Consider the following 17,104-nt stretch of genomic DNA (forward strand, 5'->3'; position numbering starts at 1 on the left):
GGGCGAATCCGCGCTGTCAGCTGTTGGGACGTTCCCCGGTCATATCGATCTGCTCGGTCGGCTCGTCGCGCTCGGCGGTCGCGACGGCGGAGGTGTGCTCTTCGGTCGCCGCGGCTTCGTGGGTGTCGAGCCCGGCGATGGGCCCGGTCCGGTCGTCCTCGCGGGCAGCGTCGAATACGTCTGTCTCGCTGCCGTCTTCGCGGCGGCGCACCTGCGGAGGCCGCTTGCGGTCGATCAGGAAGCGGCCGATGGCGACCGCGGCGATGGCCGGAAGGAACACCAGCAGCGCGGTGAACGCCGCGAACGTGGTGACCTCACTGATCAGGCCCTCGGCGTAGACGTTCTTGTAGAACAGCGAAATGACCCAGACGACCAGGCCACTCAGCACGCCGGCGATGAGCCCGGCCACCAGCCAGGCCGTGGCCAGATCGCGGCGGCGGTCCGGGTCGGGATTGGCATTCGCGTCAGCGCGGCCATCGAGTAGTCCCCAGATGAACGACGCGATGCCGAACAGCACCACCAGCGAGATGCTGATGAGTCCCGCTTTGGTTTCGTAGATATTGATCAGCGTGCCCTGCACCAGACGGACGATCACCATGCCGGCAGCGAAGGCCAGTCCGCGCAATAACCACGTATGCATGGTTAGCCAGCGTAGCGAGTACCGTCAGCGACCGTGACACATTCCCAACGTCGGGACCGGCTGGCCGCCCGGCTTGCCACCGACGGACTGGATGCGATCCTGGTCAGTGACCTGGTCAACGTCCGATATCTGTCCGGATTCAGTGGCTCGAATGCCGCGCTGCTGGTGTTCGCCGGCGACACGCCGACGGTGTTGGCCACCGATTCGCGCTACCGGACGCAGGCTGCGCACCAGGCGCCCGACGTGGAAACGGTCATCGAACGGGCCTGCGGACGCCATCTGGTCGGTCGGGCGGTGGTCGACGGGGCGGCCCGGATCGGCTTCGAAAGCCACGTCGTCACAGTCGACGGATTCGACGTGCTGGCCCGCGAGCTGGACGACCACCCGGCCGCGGAGCTGGTGCGGGCTTCGGGCACGGTCGAGGCGCTGCGGGAGATCAAGGACGCCGGGGAGATCGCGCTGCTGCGGCTGGCGTGCGAGGCCGCCGATGCGGCCCTGACTGAACTGGTGAACGGCGGCGGGTTGCGGCCGGGCCGCACCGAGCGGGAGGTCGGCCGTCAGCTCGAGGCGTTGATGCTCGAGCACGGCGCGGACGGTCCGTCGTTCGAGACGATCGTGGCCACCGGCGCCAACTCGGCCATCCCGCATCACCGACCTACCGATGCCGTGCTGGCCAGCGGCGATTTCGTCAAGATCGACTTCGGCGCGCTGGTCGGCGGCTACCACTCCGATATGACGCGCACCTTCGTGCTGGGCGCGGCGGCCGATTGGCAGCTGGAGGTCTACGAGCTGGTGGCGGCCGCCCAGCGGGCCGGCCGCGATGCCCTGGGCGTCGGGGTGGAGCTGCGCGATGTCGATGGCGCCGCCCGCGAGGTCATCGTCGACGCCGGCTACGGCGAGTACTTCGGCCATGGACTCGGTCACGGCGTCGGATTGCAGATCCACGAAGCGCCGGGAATCAACTCGGCGGCCGCCGGTACACTGCTTGCTGGCTCCGTGGTGACCGTGGAACCCGGTGTCTACCTGCCCGACCGTGGCGGTGTCCGCATCGAGGACACGCTGGTCGTGCTCGGCGAGCGGACGCCGGAACCGCACAGCCGGCGCCATGAAGCAACAGAACTGTTGACCCGGTTCCCCAAGGAACTGGCCATCCTGACCTAGGAGAACGACCGACCGTGGCATCCACTGCCGATTTCAAGAACGGCCTTGTGCTCAACATCGAGGGCCAGCTCTGGCAGATCATCGAGTTTCAGCACGTCAAACCGGGTAAGGGTCCGGCGTTCGTGCGCACCAAACTCAAGAACGTGCTCTCCGGAAAGGTCGTCGACAAGACCTACAACGCCGGGGTGAAGGTGGAGACGGCGACCGTCGACCGGCGCGACGCCACCTACCTCTACCGGGATGGCTCGGACTTCGTCTTCATGGACTCCGAGGACTACGAGCAGCACCCGCTGTCCGAGGCACTGGTCGGCCGCTTGTCAGATTTCCTGCTCGAGGGCATGCCGGTGCAGATCGCGTTCAACGAGGGCGCAGCGCTGTATCTGGAGCTTCCGGTGACCGTCGAGCTCCTGGTCGCCAGCACCGAGCCGGGTTTGCAGGGCGACCGGTCCAGCGCGGGCACCAAGCCCGCGACACTGGAGACCGGCGCCGAGATTCAGGTGCCGCTGTTCATCAACACCGGCGACAAGCTCAAGGTGGACTCCCGCGACGGCAGCTATTTGGGGCGCGTGAACGCCTGATATGGCTGATCGCAAGGCCGACAAGGGTCGGCATCAGGCGCGCAAACGCGCCGTCGACCTGCTCTTCGAGGCCGAGGCCAGGGGTCTGACGTCAGCCGAGGTGGCCGACTCGCGCATCGGGCTGGCCGAGGCCAACACCGAGGTATCCGTCCTGAACCCGTACACGGTGACGGTTGCCAGGGGCGTGGCCGCCAATGCGGCTCATATCGACGAGCTGATCACCTCGCACCTGCAGGGCTGGACGTTGGAGCGGCTGCCCGCCGTGGACCGCGCGATCTTGCGGGTGGCGGTCTGGGAGCTGTTGCATGCCGAGGATGTTCCGGAGCCAGTGGCTGTCGACGAGGCGGTCGAGCTGGCCAAGGAGCTGTCCACCGACGACTCGCCGGGCTTCGTCAACGGAGTGCTGGGTCAGGTCATGCTGGTCACTCCGCAGATACGCGCGGCTGCCGCTGCGGTCCGGGGCACCGCGCCCGAGGCGTAACCTCGCCGCATGCTGGCCGCGACCGATTGGGTAGAGGCGGGTTTCTCACTGCTGGCCGAGCACGGCGTCAAAGGCCTGACGCTCGACCGGCTCTGCAAGCGGGTTGGTGCCACCAAGGGCAGCTTCTATTGGCATTTCAGCGATCTTGGTGCCTACCGGTCCGCTCTGGTGGACACCTGGGCCGAGGTGCACGACAGCGACCGTACCGATTTCACCGCGAGTGCGGGCCTGCCGCCGCGTGAGCGGCTCACCCGGATGATGAGAGTCCTTCTTGGCCAACGGCATTGGATGCTGGAACGGGCTATGCGGGAATGGGCCCGCTCGGACGCCGATGTCGCCGTGGCGGTTGCGTCTTCCGACCGTCGGGTGCGCCATGCGGTACGTCAGGCCTATCTCGACGACGGCTTCAGCACCGAGGAGGCCGGCGTGCGGGCCGACGCGACGTTCGCGGCCGGAGTCGGATTCCTGCACCTGTCGGCCTCAGCGCCCGGCGCGAAAGCCGCCACCCAGCAACAGCGTTTCCTGGACATCATGTTGCGGCACTGAAGCCCGACGTTTCCATACCAAAAGGTATGCTAGCGTCGGTTCGTGTTGCCGATCAGCGACGAATTCGTGGCTTGCCTGGCGCGGCGCGCGGCCGAAGCCGAGGACCTTCGCCGGCTTCCCGACGCCACCATCGTTGACTTCCGGGCCAGCGGCATGGCCCGGTTGCTGCTTCCGGCCCGGTACGGCGGTGAACAGGCGCCGTTCGGAGCGATCCTGGATCCGGTGCGCCGGATGGCGCACGGCTGTGCCGCCAGCGCCTGGACGCTCGGGTTCTACATCCTGCACAACTGGATGCTGGCGTTGTTCGGTGAGCAGGCCCAGGATGAGGTGTTCGCCGACGGCCCGGTGCTGTGCCCGGCGCCGCTGGCGCCGACGGGGCGCGGTGTGCCCGTCGACGGCGGGGTGCGGCTGTCCGGCCGGTGGTCGTGGGCGACCGGAATCATGGCCGCCGACTGGGTGATGGTCGGTGCGCTGTGTGGGCCCGAGGGCGCGATATATCCGGCACTGGCCTTGTTGCCCGTCAAAGATGTTGCAGTCGAGGATGTCTGGCACACCGACGGGATGCGGGGGACCGGATCCCACGACGTCGTGGTGCACGACGCCCTCGTCCCCGAACGTCGGCTGGCGAAGGTTGCCGATATCTATGGCGGCACCGCGCCAGGGGCGGCGCTGCACGATGCGAGCACCTACCGCTGGCCAATGGTGCCCGCGCTGGCATTGCTGGCCGCCATGCCGGCACTGGGCGCGGCCGAGCATGTCGCCGACCTGTTCGTCGCCCGCCTCGGTGAGCGGGTGCTGGCCTACTCGGGGATAGCCCAGGGACAGCAGCCCGCCGCGCAGATTCGCCTGGGCGACGCCCGGGTGCGCCTGCGCGCATTGAATGGTCTGCTGGGCGATACCGTCGCAATGATTGAGGACAAAGTCACTGCGGGTGAGCGGATTTCGCGTGCGACCCGCGCCCAGGCAAGGGTGGCCGCTGCGCACATCGTGCACGAATCTCGCGCCATCGTTGCCGACCTGCTCGAATCGTCGGGCGCCAGTGCGCATTTCCTGTCCAACCCGCTCCAGCGGGCCAAGCGGGACATCGACGTCATCTGCGGCCACGTGGTGTTCGACCACGACGTCAGCCGGGAGCTGGCCGGTGCGCTGGAGATCGGCGTGCCGATCTCGCCGATCGCGATGGTCTGACTGCCACTCGCCGCTTGGCGTCGGTCAGCTCGAACCGGTCCGTGATTTGCCATGCCGCCGGGTAGGCGGATCGGGTAGTGGATCGGGTGGCCCAATTTGTACTATGCGCCTTGATCTTTCGTAGGGCAGGTTACGGTACTGCGGGTCGGCATCGTTCACGCTTGGTTGCCAGAATCAACTCCTGTTGTTCACAGTCGATTGCCAGAATCGCTACGCGGTCGGGTCACTGTGCATCCAGCGGTGTTGTCTAGTGCAAATCTTGATCGGGGGTTCGGGATCGTGGGAGAGTTTTCGCGACAGTCGGCGTTGCGGTATGCGCGGATCGGTGGCCTTGCGGTCGCGACCGGACTCGGGGCCGCCCTGGCGACCGGGCACGGGGTTGCGGCAGCGGAGCCGTCGTCCAGTGGTAATACGTCGGCGCACGGCGCTGAGACCAAGACGGCCGGCCCGAAGCGCGCATCGAGCAGGTCGAAACAGCCAGTGCCGAAGTCTGATTCACGCAGCGAGTCGACGTCGACGCCGTCGACCGTACCTCGGCGCACCCCCGCGGTAGGGGCAGCGCAGGCAAGGCCGGCACCTGCGGTGGCTGGGACCTCGCTGACGGCCGCGGCCGTCCCCTCGGCGGCCAGTTCGCTGTCGGCCTTGGGTGGCAGTGGTGCTCTCGTGATTCCGTCGCCGGCGGCGTTCGTAGACCTGTTGGCAGGTGCGCGCCGGGACTTCGAACACATGCAAACCTCTTTCGCACAGTCATTTTCGGCACTCGCCAACAACCCCGTCGGCGCGGCGACGGCAGGGCTGACTGCCCTACGCGCAGCAATCGTCAACGTGGAACCGCGCGCATCTGACACTCCTTCTCCCGGGTTTCAGCTCTATACGATCTATAACCTGACATCGGCGCCAATGACGTTGGTCAACGTCAACATCGTCACGCCAGAAGGTGCCGGCAGATCGATAGTGCGGACACCACCGGTCGGCACCGTCATCGACCCCGGCGGCAAGATGACCTTCGAACTCGCGCAGAAGCGGACGTCGATTCTCGGATTGTTCACGACCACGGCGTTCCGGGACACCGACGTCGTGCTCACGTTCAAAGATGCGGTCGGCGCATCCGTCAATGTCCGAGCGGAATACACCTACTGGCAAGCCAGACCCGTGACCGGCGGCGGTGGCTTGGCGATCTGTGACTCCGCGCGGTGCAAGGTGGAAGGTGACGACGGAGATTCCCGCAGGACGGTGTTCCTGCTCGGCGACGGTGACTCGGCAATCGACGCGTCCACATTGCCGATCGCTCGCCAGCAGAAGCTCGTCGGTCTCTGCGGCGCATCCCAAGTGACCTGCAAGTGGGCGGATTCCAAAGTTCAGCAGGGTGTTTACGGCCAGGCGGAGGTACTGGGTGCGGTAGTGACCAACAACACGAGCGTCTCCACGACGACCGTGGTCACCGTCACCATCCAGAAGGCATACTCGTCCACCATCAAGGGCGCTGTGAAGGGGGGCTTCGATCTCTTCTCGGTGGTGAAGGCCGAAGTCAGTGCGGAATACACCAGACAGTGGACCGACACCTACACGTTCAGCCAGCAGGTGACCGTCCCGCTGCGAGCCAACTACATGGGCTGGGTGGAAGGCACCGTCCCGGTCGACGTCGTGACCGGCACCCTGATCGTGCAGACGCCGGGTCAGACGATCTACCTGAGGAACATCAAGGTCGAGGTGCCGATTGCGGGCGGCCAACCCAGATTGAGCATCCAGGACCGCGCGCTGCCCAACACGGTCAGCGTCTAGCACGTCCCGGCACGGACGACCCACCCCCATCGCTGACAGCGCCCGGCCGGTGCCGGTCGAATTGTTCTGTCGCGCAGCTGAACCCCGAAGGAGCGCTTCGATGTCCGAGATCCCCAGCGTCCGCAGGCTCGTCGCCCGGCGCCTGTTCACATTCGCGCCGCCAGTGATCACAGCTGGTGTGATCGGCGCTTCGGCGGTCATGGCGGGCGCCACGTCGTCGGCTGCGCCGGTTGAGGCGCCTACCGTAAAGGCCGTCAGCTCGGCGGTTCACCCGGCCGCGCTCGTCAGCACGGATTCGGCCACCGCCGCCGTCTCGTATCGCGAGAACGCATACCCGCACCTTCTCGAGATCACCACGGACGCAGTGGGTTCCGACTTTGGCGCGGAGGTTCCGCCCAATGTCGCCTCGTCGGCCGGTGTTGTCACGCGGCCTGCCGTCGGCCTGACCCGACTCCTCACAACTCCGGTGGCAACGCACGTGCACGGTGCGCGGTCGGCGACTGTCGCCGCCGAGCCGGCGGTCGCTGCCCCGCTGGATGCGCTGGCGGGGGTGGTCAGGTACTACATCGGCAACGGCGCCGACGCTCCGACTGACTGCAGCGGCGACGAATGCAATGGCGGCAACGCCGGAATCCTCTTCGGCAACGGGGGCAACGGCGCCAATGGTGGCAGGGGCGGAAACGCCGGGCTCCTCTTCGGGTTCGGCGGCGCAGGTGGAGACGGCGTCGCTGCGACCTACGATGCGAACGGCAATCCAGTGGATCCGGCAAGTGACGGCGGCGTCGGCGGCAACGGGGGTGCATTGTTCGGGTTCGGCGGCACGGGTGGCTCCGGTGGCGCAAACCTGAGCCCGGGAACCGGGATTGCAATCGCGGGCGACGGCGGTGCCGGCGGTAGGGGCGGATTGTTCGGTCAGGGCGGGTCCGGGGGTGCGGGAGGAATGGCCAGCGCTACCGATGGAACCGCGCTCGGCGGCAACGGCGGCAAGGGTGGAACGGCGATACTCGGCGTGGGCGGCGCGGGCGGCGCGGGCGGGAATGCTGAAGCCACGGGCAGCGACCCCGACGATCTCGCCTTCGGTGGTGATGGCGGCCGCGGCGGTACGGCGGTCCTCGGATCGGGTGGCGCCGGCGGCGGCGGTGGCTACGGCGATGCCTACGATGCCGTCGACGGTGCGGGCGGTCGCGGCGGCGATGGCGGCAGTGTCCAGTGGGGCGCCGGTGGGAAGGGCGGTACCGGCGGCGGCGGTTATTCCGACAACGGTAAGGCGCACGGTGGTCGCGGTGGCGCCGGCGGCGGTGGGGCCGCGCTGACGTCTGGCGGGCGCGGTGGCGACGGCGGCGATGCGGCGGCATTCGGCACCGGCACGGCACTCGCCGGCGACGCCGGCGACGGTGGCTCGGGTGGTGTCCTCGGGAGCACGGGCAGGAAAGGGGCCGGAGGCGAGGCCAGCGATGGCGCCAACGACTCCGGCGCGACTGCTGCCAAAGCCCCCAAGCCGGCTACCGGGGCCAAGTCAGCTCGAAGGTCGTCGCGGCGCTAGTCGGGCTTCTAGAGCCCCAGCGCCTCGTATGTCCGGCGGACGAATTTCGGCTGCACCGACTGAAGTTTGGCCAGTGAGGTGTTGCCGGCCACTGCGGCTGCCGGCGCGCTGAGGTTCGGATAGTTCTGGATCAGGTAGATCAGGATCAGGTCGTTGGCCGGGTCAGCCTGCCACCAGGTTCCGTATGCGCCGGGCCAGCTGAACGTGCCCACGCCACCCGGGCCGTACAGCTGCGCAGATTTGGCCGGATCGGTGACCACCGAGAGGTTCAGACCGAAGCCGCGGCCCACCCAGAACGGCATCCCCAGGAACGGGTACTTCTTCTGTTCGGCGGTCAGCCGATCGCCGCGCATCAGGTGCGCCGATTCCTCGGAGAGCACCCGCGCTCCGTCGACGTGGCCGCCACCCAACAACATCCGGGCGAAGCGCAGATAATCGTCGACGGTCGTCACCAGGCTCGCCCCACCCTGGCAGAACCGGGGCTCGGTGACCGGTATCGGGCCCATCGCGTCGTGGTGCAATCCCGTCTCTTCGTCGAGCCGGTACATGGTGGCGGCGCGGGCGCGTTTGTCGGGGGAGATGAAGAACCCGGTGTCGGTCATGCCCAGCGGCTCGAAGACCCGCTCAGTGAGCACGGTGTGCAGCGATTTGCCTTCGATCCGCGATAAGACGATGCCGAGGACGTCGGTGGCGTGACTGTAGGTCAGTCGGTCGCCGGGCTGGTGGACCAGCGGCAGCTTGGCGATCTCGGCAAGCCAGTGGTCCTGGTCCTGGCGGAACGAGACCTGCGCGTAGGCCCGGCTGAGCGGGCCGAGCACCGAGAACGCGTAGGCCAGTCCGCTGCGGTGAGTCATCAGGTCGTCGATCGTGATCGGCCGTCGCGCCGGCTCGGTGCGATCCAGCGGGCCGGCGGGATCCACCAGCACCTGCATGTCGGCCAGCTCCGGTAGCCAGCGGCTGACCGGATCCGACAGCGCCAGCTTGCCTTCCTCGATGAGGGTCATCGCCGCCGCTACCGTCACCGGTTTGGTCATCGAGGCGATCCGAAAGATTGTGTCGCGCTGCACCGGAAGCTCGGCCTCGACGTCGCGGTAACCAATCTCATTGACCTGCACGATGTTCCCGCGTTGCCACACCAGGGTGACGGCCCCGGCCAGCAGCCCGGCGTCCACCGCCTGCACGACAGAACTGCGATTGTCCGCGAGATTCATCCGAGGGAGTCTACTGAAGGCAGTGATCAAGGCGGTCGGCCGAGCTCGTCAACACCCAAGAGCGGTTCGGGAAGATGGACAGTTGGGTGCTAAGCTGCCGGGCAGTTCGACATCCTTTAACGATCCGTCCAGAGAGGCGGAGAAGGAGGTCCGGTCAGCTCGTGAGCGCAGACGACCGTGAATTGATGTCCGGTGCGGACGTCGGTAGAACCGTTTCCCGCATCGCCCACCAGATCATCGAAAAGACTGCTCTCGACGCCCCCGACGCACCCCGCGTCATTCTTCTGGGCATCCCGACGAGGGGTGTCACCCTGGCCAACCGGCTGGCTGCGAGAATCGACGAATTCTCCGGCGTCTCGGTCGAGTGCGGCGGCCTCGACATCACGCTGTACCGCGACGACCTCGACTTCAAGCCGCCGCGCGCGCTGGAGAAGACATCGATCCCCGCGAGCGGAATCGATGGGGCTCTGGTGGTCCTGGTCGACGACGTGCTCTACACGGGTCGATCGGTCCGCTCGGCCCTTGATGCCCTGCGCGACATCGGCCGGCCGAAGGTGGTGCAGTTGGCGGTTCTCGTCGACCGCGGCCATCGCGAGCTGCCGTTGCGGGCGGACTACGTCGGCAAGAACGTGCCCACGTCGCGCAGCGAGAACGTCAAGGTGCGCCTCGTGGAGGACGACGGCGTCGAAGGTATCTGGATCGCACCCCAGGGAGGGCCGGAGAGATGACGATCAGGCATCTGCTGTCGGCGGGGGATCTGACCCGCGACCAGGCCACCGCCATCCTCGACGACGCTGACCGGTTCCGGCAGGCGCTGCTGGGCCGCGAGGTCAAGAAGCTGCCGACGCTGCGCGGGCGCACGATCATCACGATGTTCTACGAGAACTCCACCCGCACCCGGGTGTCGTTCGAGGTTGCAGGCAAATGGATGAGCGCCGACGTGATCAACGTCAGCTCCTCGGGATCCTCGGTGGCCAAGGGCGAATCCCTGCGTGACACGGCGCTGACCCTGCGCGCGGCCGGTGCCGACGCACTGATCATCCGGCACCCGGCCTCCGGTGCGGCCCAGCAGCTGGCCGAGTGGACGCTCGAACCGGACGGCGCGGGGCCCTGCGTGATCAACGCCGGCGACGGCACCCACGAGCACCCCACCCAGGCACTGTTGGACGCGCTGACGCTTCGTCAGCGTCTCGGCGATATAGAGGGACGCCGGGTGGTGATCGTCGGCGACATCCTGCACAGCCGGGTGGCTCGCTCGAACGTCACGCTGCTGTCCACGCTTGGCGCCGAGGTAGTGCTGGTCGCCCCGCCGACGCTGCTGCCGGTGGGGGTGGAGGACTGGCCGGTCACGGTGTCGCACGACCTGGACGCCGAGCTGCCCGCCGCCGACGCGGCCCTGATGCTGCGGGTGCAGGCCGAGCGGATGAACGGCGGGTTCTTCCCATCGGAGCGGGAGTACTCGATTCGCTACGGACTGTCCGATCGGCGGCAGGCACTGCTGCCGGGGCATGCGGTGGTGCTGCACCCCGGCCCGATGCTGCGGGGCATGGAGATCTCCTTCGCCGCCGCTGATTCATCGCAGTCCGCTGTGCTGCAACAGGTTTCCAACGGTGTGCACGTGCGGATGGCGGTGCTGTTCCATCTGCTGGTCGGCACGGACGAGGCGGTGACGGTATGAGTGCGAGTGTCCTGATTCGCGGTGTCCGGTTGTATGGCGAAGGCGACCAGGTCGATGTCCTGGTGGCCGACGGCCAGATCGCCGAGATCGGCCCGAAGCTGGCAGTTCCCGCTGATGCCGACGTGATCGACGCCACCGGTCAGGTGCTGCTGCCCGGTTTGGTCGACCTGCACACCCATCTGCGTGAGCCCGGCCGCGAATACGCCGAGGACATCGAGACTGGTTCGGCGGCAGCGGCATTGGGCGGCTTCACCGCGGTGTTCGCGATGGCCAACACCGACCCGGTGGCCGACAGCCCGGTGGTCACCGACCACGTGTGGCGGCGCGGTCAGCAGGTCGGCCTGGTCGACGTGCACCCGGTGGGTGCCGTCACGGTGGGGCTGGCGGGCAAGCAGCTCACCGAAATGGGCCTGATGGCAGCCGGTGTGGCACAGGTCAAGATGTTCTCCGACGACGGCATCTGTGTGCACGATCCGCTGGTGATGCGCCGGGCGCTGGAGTACGCCACCGGGCTGGGGGTGCTGATCGCCCAGCATGCCGAGGAGCCGCGGCTGACCGTCGGCGCCGTCGCCCACGAAGGCCCCAACGCTGCCCGGCTCGGACTGGCCGGCTGGCCGCGCGCTGCCGAGGAGTCAATCGTGGCCCGCGACGCGCTGCTGGCCCGCGACGCCGGCGCCCGGGTGCACATCTGTCACGCCTCCACGGCCGGCACCGTCGAACTCATCAAATGGGCTAAACAGCAGGGCATTTCGATCACCGCCGAGGTCACCCCGCACCATCTCCTGCTCGATGACAGCCGGCTGGCCAGCTACGACGGCGTGAACCGGGTGACCCCGCCACTGCGGGAGGACACCGACGCCCAAGCCCTGCGCCAGGCGCTGGCCGACGGGGTGCTCGACTGTGTGGCCACCGACCACGCGCCGCACGCCGAGCACGAGAAGTGCTGTGAGTTCTCCCGGGCCCGCCCGGGCATGCTTGGCCTGCAGACCGCGTTGTCGGTCGTCGCCGAGACGATGGTGGCCACCGGCCTGCTGGACTGGCGCGGCGTGGCGCGGGTGATGAGCGAGAACCCGGCCCGCATCGTCGGGCTGGAGGATCAGGGTCGCCCGCTGGAGGTGGGGGAGCCCGCCAACCTCGTCGTCGTCGACCCGGACGCCACCTGGGTTGTCGATGGAGGCGAGCTGGCCAGCCGTTCGGCCAACACCCCGTTCGCAGCTATGACGCTGCCAGCTACGGTCACCGCGACGTTGTTGCGGGGGACCGTGACGGCGCGGGACGGGAAGAGCCCAGCGTGAAGGCTCAGCGAGAAGCGCAGGCGGATCGCGCATGAACACAGCCACGGCGATCGGGGCGTACATCTTCGCCTTTGTGATCGTCGTCATCATCGGGGTGCTGATCGGACGCATGCTGCGTGGCTGGAAGCACCGCGCCAAGCGGCAGCTCGCACTGGTGGGCGAACTGCCTTCGATGCCCGATCTGCTGAGCTCGGCGGTCATCGCGCCGACCAGAGGCCTCTATGTGGGCACGACCCTGTCGGGCAATTGGCTGGAACGTGTTGCCGCCGGAGACTTGGGTTTCCGGTCCAAGGCGGTGTTGACCCGCTACCCGGAAGGGATCCTGCTCGAGCGCTCCGGTGCGACGCCGATCTGGATTCCGCAGGATGCGATCACCGGCATCCGCGCCGAGCGTGCGTTGGCGGGCAAAGTCGCCGGCATCTTGGCGATTCGGTGGCGGCTGCCGTCGGGCACGGAGATTGACACAGGCTTTCGCGGCGACGACCGCCGCGACTATGCACGATGGACGACAACAGGAGAAGCAGCGTGACGGGTAAAGCCCATCTGATATTGGAGGACGGGCGGGTCTACACCGGCACCGAATTCGGTGCGGTCGGAGAGACTCTCGGCGAAGCGGTGTTCTCCACCGGGATGTCCGGTTACCAGGAGACCCTGACCGATCCGAGTTATCACCGCCAGATCGTGGTGGCCACCGCCCCGCAGATCGGCAACACCGGCTGGAACCACGAGGACGCCGAAAGCCGCGGCGACAAGATCTGGGTGGCCGGCTACGTGGTGCGCGACCCGTCGCCGCGTGCGTCCAACTGGCGGGCCACCGGAACGCTGGATGACGAGCTCAAGCGTCAGCACATCGTCGGCATCGCCGGTGTCGACACCCGCGCGGTGGTGCGCCACCTGCGCACCCGCGGTTCGATGAAGGCCGGGGTGTTCTCCGGACCTGCGCTGGCCGATACCGAGGAGCTGGTGCGCCGGGTGCGCAGCCAGCCCGCGATGCTGGGTGCTGACCTGGCCGGCGAGGTCAGCACCCCGGCGAGCTACATCGTCGATCCCGTTGGAACGCAACGGTTCACCGTGGTCGCGCTGGACCTTGGCATCAAGACCAACACGCCGCGCAACTTCGCCGAGCGTGGCATCCGCACCCACGTGCTCTCGTCGTCGGCGACCTTTGAGCAGATCGTTGAGCTGAAGCCCGACGGGGTGTTCCTGTCCAACGGCCCCGGCGACCCGGCCACCGCCGATCACGTCGTCGGGGTCACCAGAGCTGTTCTCGGGGCGGAAATCCCGCTCTTCGGAATTTGTTTCGGAAATCAGATCCTGGGCCGGGCGCTGGGCCGGTCCACGTACAAGATGGTGTTCGGTCACCGAGGCATCAATGTGCCGGTGATCGACCATGCCACCGGGCGGGTCGCGGTCACCGCACAGAACCACGGCTTCGCACTGGAAGGTGAGGCCGGCGAGCATTTCGACACCGACTTCGGCCCGGCTCTGGTCAGCCACACCTGCGCCAACGACGGCGTCGTCGAAGGCATCAAACTCGCTAACGGAAAGGCCTTTTCGGTGCAGTACCACCCGGAGGCCGCAGCCGGACCACATGACGCGAACTACCTGTTCGACCAATTCGTGGATCTGATGGACGAGGGGAAGCGCTAAATGCCACGCCGGACCGACCTCAACCACGTTCTCGTCATCGGCTCCGGGCCGATCGTCATCGGCCAGGCCTGCGAATTCGACTATTCGGGCACCCAGGCTTGTCGGGTGCTGCGTGCCGAGGGATTGACCGTCAGCCTGGTCAACTCCAACCCTGCCACGATCATGACCGACCCCGAGTACGCCGACTACACCTACGTTGAGCCGATCACCTCGGCATTCGTCGAGAAGGTCATCGCCCAGCAGGCTGCACGCGGCAACAGAATCGACGCCGTGCTGGCCACCCTCGGTGGACAGACCGCGCTGAACACCGCTGTCGCCCTGCATAACGACGGCGTACTCGAGAGGTATGGCGTCGAGATGATCGGTGCCGACTTCGACGCCATTCAGCGCGGCGAGGACCGGCAGAAGTTCAAGGACATTGTCGCGAAAGTCGGCGGTGAGTCCGCGAAGTCGGCCGTCTGCTACACCATGGCCGAGGTTCGCGAGACTGTGACCGAGCTGGGCCTGCCCGTCGTGGTGCGCCCGTCCTTCACCATGGGCGGGTTGGGGTCGGGCATGGCACATTCGCTCGAGGACGTCGAGCGGATGGCCGGCGACGGGCTCGCGGCGTCCCCGTCGGCCAACGTGCTCATCGAGGAATCCATCTACGGCTGGAAGGAATACGAACTCGAGCTGATGCGCGACCACCACGACAACGTGGTGGTGGTGTGCTCGATCGAGAACGTCGACCCGATGGGCGTACACACCGGCGACTCGGTGACCGTGGCTCCGGCGATGACGCTCACCGACCGCGAGTACCAGAAGATGCGTGATCTGGGCATCGCGATCCTGCGTGAGGTCGGCGTGGACACCGGCGGCTGCAACATCCAGTTCGCGGTGGACCCGAAAGACGGCCGGCTCATCGTGATCGAGATGAACCCGCGGGTGTCGCGGTCCAGTGCGCTGGCCTCCAAGGCCACCGGATTCCCGATCGCCAAGATCGCCGCCAAGCTCGCGATCGGCTACACGCTCGACGAGATCGTCAACGACATCACCAAGGAGACGCCCGCCTGCTTCGAGCCGACGCTGGACTACGTGGTGGTCAAGGCGCCACGGTTCGCGTTCGAGAAGTTCCCCGGTGCCGACCCAACACTGACCACCACGATGAAGTCGGTCGGTGAGGCAATGTCGCTGGGCCGCAACTTCATCGAGGCGCTCGGTAAGGTGATGCGGTCCCTGGAGACCACCCGCACCGGGTTCTGGACCGCGCCCGACGACGACGGTTCGGTGCCGGACATCCTGGACCGGTTGCGCACCCCGACAGAGGGACGGCTCTACGATATCGAGCTGGCGCTGCGGCTGGGCGCCAGCGTCGAAGACGTCGCCGAGGCGTCCGGTGTCGACCCGTGGTTCGTCGAGCAGATCGCTCGCCTGGTGGCGTTGCGCCGGGAGTTGATCGAAGCACCCGTCCTCGATGAGGACCTGCTGCGGCGGTCCAAGCACAACGGGTTGTCCGATCGCCAGATCGCAGCGCTGCGAGCCGAATTGGCCGGCGAGGCCGGCGTGCGGGCATTACGCCGGCGGCTTGGAATCCACCCGGTCTTCAAGACCGTCGACACCTGCGCAGCCGAGTTCGAGGCCAAGACGCCGTATCACTACTCCAGCTACGAGCTCGACCCCGCCGCCGAGACCGAGGTGGCACCGCAGACCGACCGGCCGAAGGTGCTGATCCTGGGTTCGGGACCGAACCGCATCGGGCAGGGCATCGAATTCGACTACAGCTGTGTGCATGCGGCGACGACGCTGAGCGAGGCCGGGTTCGAGACCGTCATGGTCAACTGCAACCCCGAAACGGTGTCCACCGACTACGACACCGCCGACCGGCTGTACTTCGAGCCACTGACCTTCGAAGACGTCCTTGAGGTCTTTCACGCCGAATCAGAGTCCGGCCGGGGCGGTCCAGGGGTGGCCGGGGTGATCGTGCAGCTCGGTGGGCAGACCCCGCTGGGGCTGGCTCAGCGGCTGGCCGACGCCGGGGTGCCGATCGTCGGCACCAGGCCCGAAGCCATCGACCTCGCCGAGGATCGCGGCCGGTTCGGGCAGGTGCTCACGAACGCCGGGCTGCCTGCCCCGAAGTTCGGCACTGCCACCAGCTTCGAGCAAGCCCGCGAGATTGCGGCACGCATCGGCTATCCGGTTCTGGTGCGGCCGTCCTACGTGCTCGGCGGGCGCGGGATGGAGATCGTCTACGACGAAAAGACGCTGCATGGCTACATCACCCGGGCCACCCAGCTCTCACCCGAGCACCCCGTCCTGGTGGACCGGTTCCTCGAGGACGCCATCGAGATCGACGTCGACGCACTCTGCGACGGCACCGAGGTCTATATCGGTGGTGTGATGGAGCACATCGAGGAGGCCGGCATCCACTCGGGCGACTCAGCGTGTGCGCTGCCGCCGGTGACGTTGGGCCGCAGCGATATCGAGGCGGTTCGGCAGGCCACCGAGGCGATCGCCCACGGTGTCGGAGTGGTCGGGCTGCTCAATGTGCAGTATGCGCTCAAGGACGACGTGCTCTACGTGCTGGAAGCCAACCCGCGGGCCAGCCGGACCGTGCCATTCGTCTCGAAGGCCACCGCGATCCCGCTGGCCAAGGCCTGTGCGCGAATCATGCTTGGCGCCAGCATCTCCCAGCTGCGCGCCGAAGGTGTGCTGGCTTCGACCGGCGACGGAGCGACGCCATCGCCCAACGCGCCGATCGCGGTGAAGGAAGCCGTGCTGCCGTTCCACCGGTTCCGTAAGGCGGACGGCTCGGGCATCGACTCCCTGCTGGGGCCGGAGATGAAGTCCACCGGCGAGGTGATGGGCATCGACCGCGATTTCGGTAGCGCATTCGCCAAGAGCCAGACCGCGGCCTACGGTTCGTTGCCGAGTTCCGGCACGATCTTCGTCTCGGTGGCCAACCGAGACAAACGCTCGCTGGTGTTCCCGGTCAAGCGGCTGGCGGACCTGGGTTTCCAGGTGCTGGCCACCGAGGGAACCGCGGAGATGCTGCGGCGCAACGGCATTCCTTGCGACGTCGTGCGCAAGCACTTCGAGGAACCGGGCGAGGGCAGGCCCGCGATGTCCGCGGTGGATGCCATCCTCGCCGGTGACATCGACATGGTGATCAACACCCCGTATGGCAACTCGGGCCCGCGGATCGACGGCTATGAGATCCGGTCGGCCGCGGTGTCGATGAACGTCCCGTGCATCACCACCGTGCAGGGCGCCTCGGCGGCTGTTCAGGGCATTGAGGCCGGTATTCGCGGCGATATCGACGTGCGCTCGCTACAGGAACTGCACGCCACCCTGGGTCATGAGTGAGATGGGTCA

15 protein-coding genes are annotated in these 17,104 nt (G+C 67.3%); 13 read left to right on the forward strand and 2 right to left on the reverse strand.

Annotation, left to right across the window (positions count from 1 at the left end):
• Positions 1-16: 16 nt before the first annotated feature.
• Positions 17-640 carry a B-4DMT family transporter gene (locus tag G6N38_RS23850; protein WP_163750440.1) on the reverse strand — a complete coding sequence of 208 codons (624 nt, stop codon included), beginning with the start codon at positions 638-640 and terminating at the stop codon, positions 17-19.
• Between the two features lie 33 nt (positions 641-673).
• Between G6N38_RS23850 and G6N38_RS23855 the strand changes: the two genes are divergently transcribed.
• The 7 genes from G6N38_RS23855 (at position 674) to G6N38_RS23885 (ending at position 7,919) form a co-directional block, all read left to right on the forward strand.
• A complete protein-coding gene (locus tag G6N38_RS23855) occupies positions 674-1,801 on the forward strand; it encodes a M24 family metallopeptidase (RefSeq protein ID WP_163750441.1) in 1,128 nt (375 codons plus the stop codon).
• A 14-nt stretch (positions 1,802-1,815) separates the two neighbouring features.
• The gene (gene efp / locus G6N38_RS23860) at positions 1,816-2,379 is read left to right on the forward strand and encodes an elongation factor P (RefSeq protein WP_163750442.1); all 564 of its coding nucleotides are present in this window, start codon (positions 1,816-1,818) and stop codon (positions 2,377-2,379) included.
• 1 nt (position 2,380) lies between these two features.
• On the forward strand, positions 2,381-2,860 hold the full coding sequence (gene nusB, locus G6N38_RS23865) for a transcription antitermination factor NusB (protein WP_163750443.1): 480 nt from the start codon (positions 2,381-2,383) through the stop codon (positions 2,858-2,860).
• Positions 2,861-2,869: 9 nt separating this feature from the next.
• Positions 2,870-3,406, forward strand: a complete 537-nt coding sequence (locus tag G6N38_RS23870; protein ID WP_163750444.1) for a TetR/AcrR family transcriptional regulator — start codon at positions 2,870-2,872, stop codon at positions 3,404-3,406.
• Positions 3,407-3,448: 42 nt separating this feature from the next.
• Positions 3,449-4,594 carry an acyl-CoA dehydrogenase family protein gene (locus G6N38_RS23875; RefSeq protein WP_163750445.1) on the forward strand — a complete coding sequence of 382 codons (1,146 nt, stop codon included), beginning with the start codon at positions 3,449-3,451 and terminating at the stop codon, positions 4,592-4,594.
• Positions 4,595-4,873: 279 nt separating this feature from the next.
• Positions 4,874-6,376, forward strand: a complete 1,503-nt coding sequence (locus G6N38_RS23880) for a hypothetical protein (RefSeq protein ID WP_163750446.1) — start codon at positions 4,874-4,876, stop codon at positions 6,374-6,376.
• A gap of 100 nt (positions 6,377-6,476) precedes the next feature.
• Positions 6,477-7,919: a hypothetical protein gene (locus G6N38_RS23885; RefSeq protein ID WP_163750447.1), complete on the forward strand. Its 1,443-nt coding sequence runs from the start codon at positions 6,477-6,479 to the stop codon at positions 7,917-7,919.
• A gap of 8 nt (positions 7,920-7,927) precedes the next feature.
• Here the strand turns inward: G6N38_RS23885 and G6N38_RS23890 are convergent, their stop codons facing one another.
• Positions 7,928-9,130: a serine hydrolase domain-containing protein gene (locus G6N38_RS23890; protein WP_163750448.1), complete on the reverse strand. Its 1,203-nt coding sequence runs from the start codon at positions 9,128-9,130 to the stop codon at positions 7,928-7,930.
• Positions 9,131-9,315: 185 nt separating this feature from the next.
• On the opposite strand from G6N38_RS23890, the gene pyrR reads away from it, so the two are divergent.
• Genes pyrR through carB form a run of 6 tightly spaced genes read left to right on the forward strand, consistent with a single transcriptional unit; the run spans position 9,316 to position 17,095 of the window.
• The gene (gene pyrR, locus G6N38_RS23895) at positions 9,316-9,858 is read left to right on the forward strand and encodes a bifunctional pyr operon transcriptional regulator/uracil phosphoribosyltransferase PyrR (RefSeq protein ID WP_246228094.1); all 543 of its coding nucleotides are present in this window, start codon (positions 9,316-9,318) and stop codon (positions 9,856-9,858) included.
• Complete coding sequence (locus G6N38_RS23900) at positions 9,855-10,808, forward strand: aspartate carbamoyltransferase catalytic subunit (RefSeq protein ID WP_163750450.1); 954 nt, start codon at positions 9,855-9,857, stop codon at positions 10,806-10,808. The genes pyrR and G6N38_RS23900 overlap by 4 nt, the downstream gene beginning before the upstream one ends.
• Complete coding sequence (locus tag G6N38_RS23905; protein ID WP_163750451.1) at positions 10,805-12,103, forward strand: dihydroorotase; 1,299 nt, start codon at positions 10,805-10,807, stop codon at positions 12,101-12,103. The genes G6N38_RS23900 and G6N38_RS23905 overlap by 4 nt, the downstream gene beginning before the upstream one ends.
• Before the next feature lie 31 nt (positions 12,104-12,134).
• Positions 12,135-12,632 carry a PH-like domain-containing protein gene (locus G6N38_RS23910; protein WP_163750452.1) on the forward strand — a complete coding sequence of 166 codons (498 nt, stop codon included), beginning with the start codon at positions 12,135-12,137 and terminating at the stop codon, positions 12,630-12,632.
• Positions 12,629-13,753 carry a glutamine-hydrolyzing carbamoyl-phosphate synthase small subunit gene (gene carA, locus G6N38_RS23915; protein WP_179968442.1) on the forward strand — a complete coding sequence of 375 codons (1,125 nt, stop codon included), beginning with the start codon at positions 12,629-12,631 and terminating at the stop codon, positions 13,751-13,753. Before G6N38_RS23910 ends, carA begins: the two co-directional genes overlap by 4 nt.
• Entirely contained in the window at positions 13,754-17,095 is a 3,342-nt protein-coding gene (gene carB, locus G6N38_RS23920) for a carbamoyl-phosphate synthase large subunit (protein WP_163750454.1), read from the forward strand.
• Positions 17,096-17,104: the final 9 nt, after the last annotated feature.

Origin of the sequence: Mycolicibacterium helvum (assembly GCF_010731895.1) — a bacterium.
Lineage (GTDB): Bacteria > Actinomycetota > Actinomycetes > Mycobacteriales > Mycobacteriaceae > Mycobacterium > Mycobacterium helvum.

What these genes read in the sequence shown, in the direction of transcription:
- G6N38_RS23885 (WP_163750447.1), top strand. Translation starts at nt 6,477, where the DNA reads ATGTCCGAGATCCCCAGCGTCCGCAGGCTCGTCGCCCGGCGCCTGTTC.
- G6N38_RS23900 (WP_163750450.1), top strand. Translation starts at nt 9,855, where the DNA reads ATGACGATCAGGCATCTGCTGTCGGCGGGGGATCTGACCCGCGACCAG.
- G6N38_RS23850 (WP_163750440.1), bottom strand. Translation starts at nt 640, where the DNA reads ATGCATACGTGGTTATTGCGCGGACTGGCCTTCGCTGCCGGCATGGTG.
- G6N38_RS23870 (WP_163750444.1), top strand. Translation starts at nt 2,870, where the DNA reads ATGCTGGCCGCGACCGATTGGGTAGAGGCGGGTTTCTCACTGCTGGCC.
- G6N38_RS23905 (WP_163750451.1), top strand. Translation starts at nt 10,805, where the DNA reads ATGAGTGCGAGTGTCCTGATTCGCGGTGTCCGGTTGTATGGCGAAGGC.
- G6N38_RS23890 (WP_163750448.1), bottom strand. Translation starts at nt 9,130, where the DNA reads ATGAATCTCGCGGACAATCGCAGTTCTGTCGTGCAGGCGGTGGACGCC.
- pyrR (WP_246228094.1), top strand. Translation starts at nt 9,316, where the DNA reads ATGTCCGGTGCGGACGTCGGTAGAACCGTTTCCCGCATCGCCCACCAG.
- nusB (WP_163750443.1), top strand. Translation starts at nt 2,381, where the DNA reads ATGGCTGATCGCAAGGCCGACAAGGGTCGGCATCAGGCGCGCAAACGC.
- carB (WP_163750454.1), top strand. Translation starts at nt 13,754, where the DNA reads ATGCCACGCCGGACCGACCTCAACCACGTTCTCGTCATCGGCTCCGGG.
- G6N38_RS23910 (WP_163750452.1), top strand. Translation starts at nt 12,135, where the DNA reads ATGAACACAGCCACGGCGATCGGGGCGTACATCTTCGCCTTTGTGATC.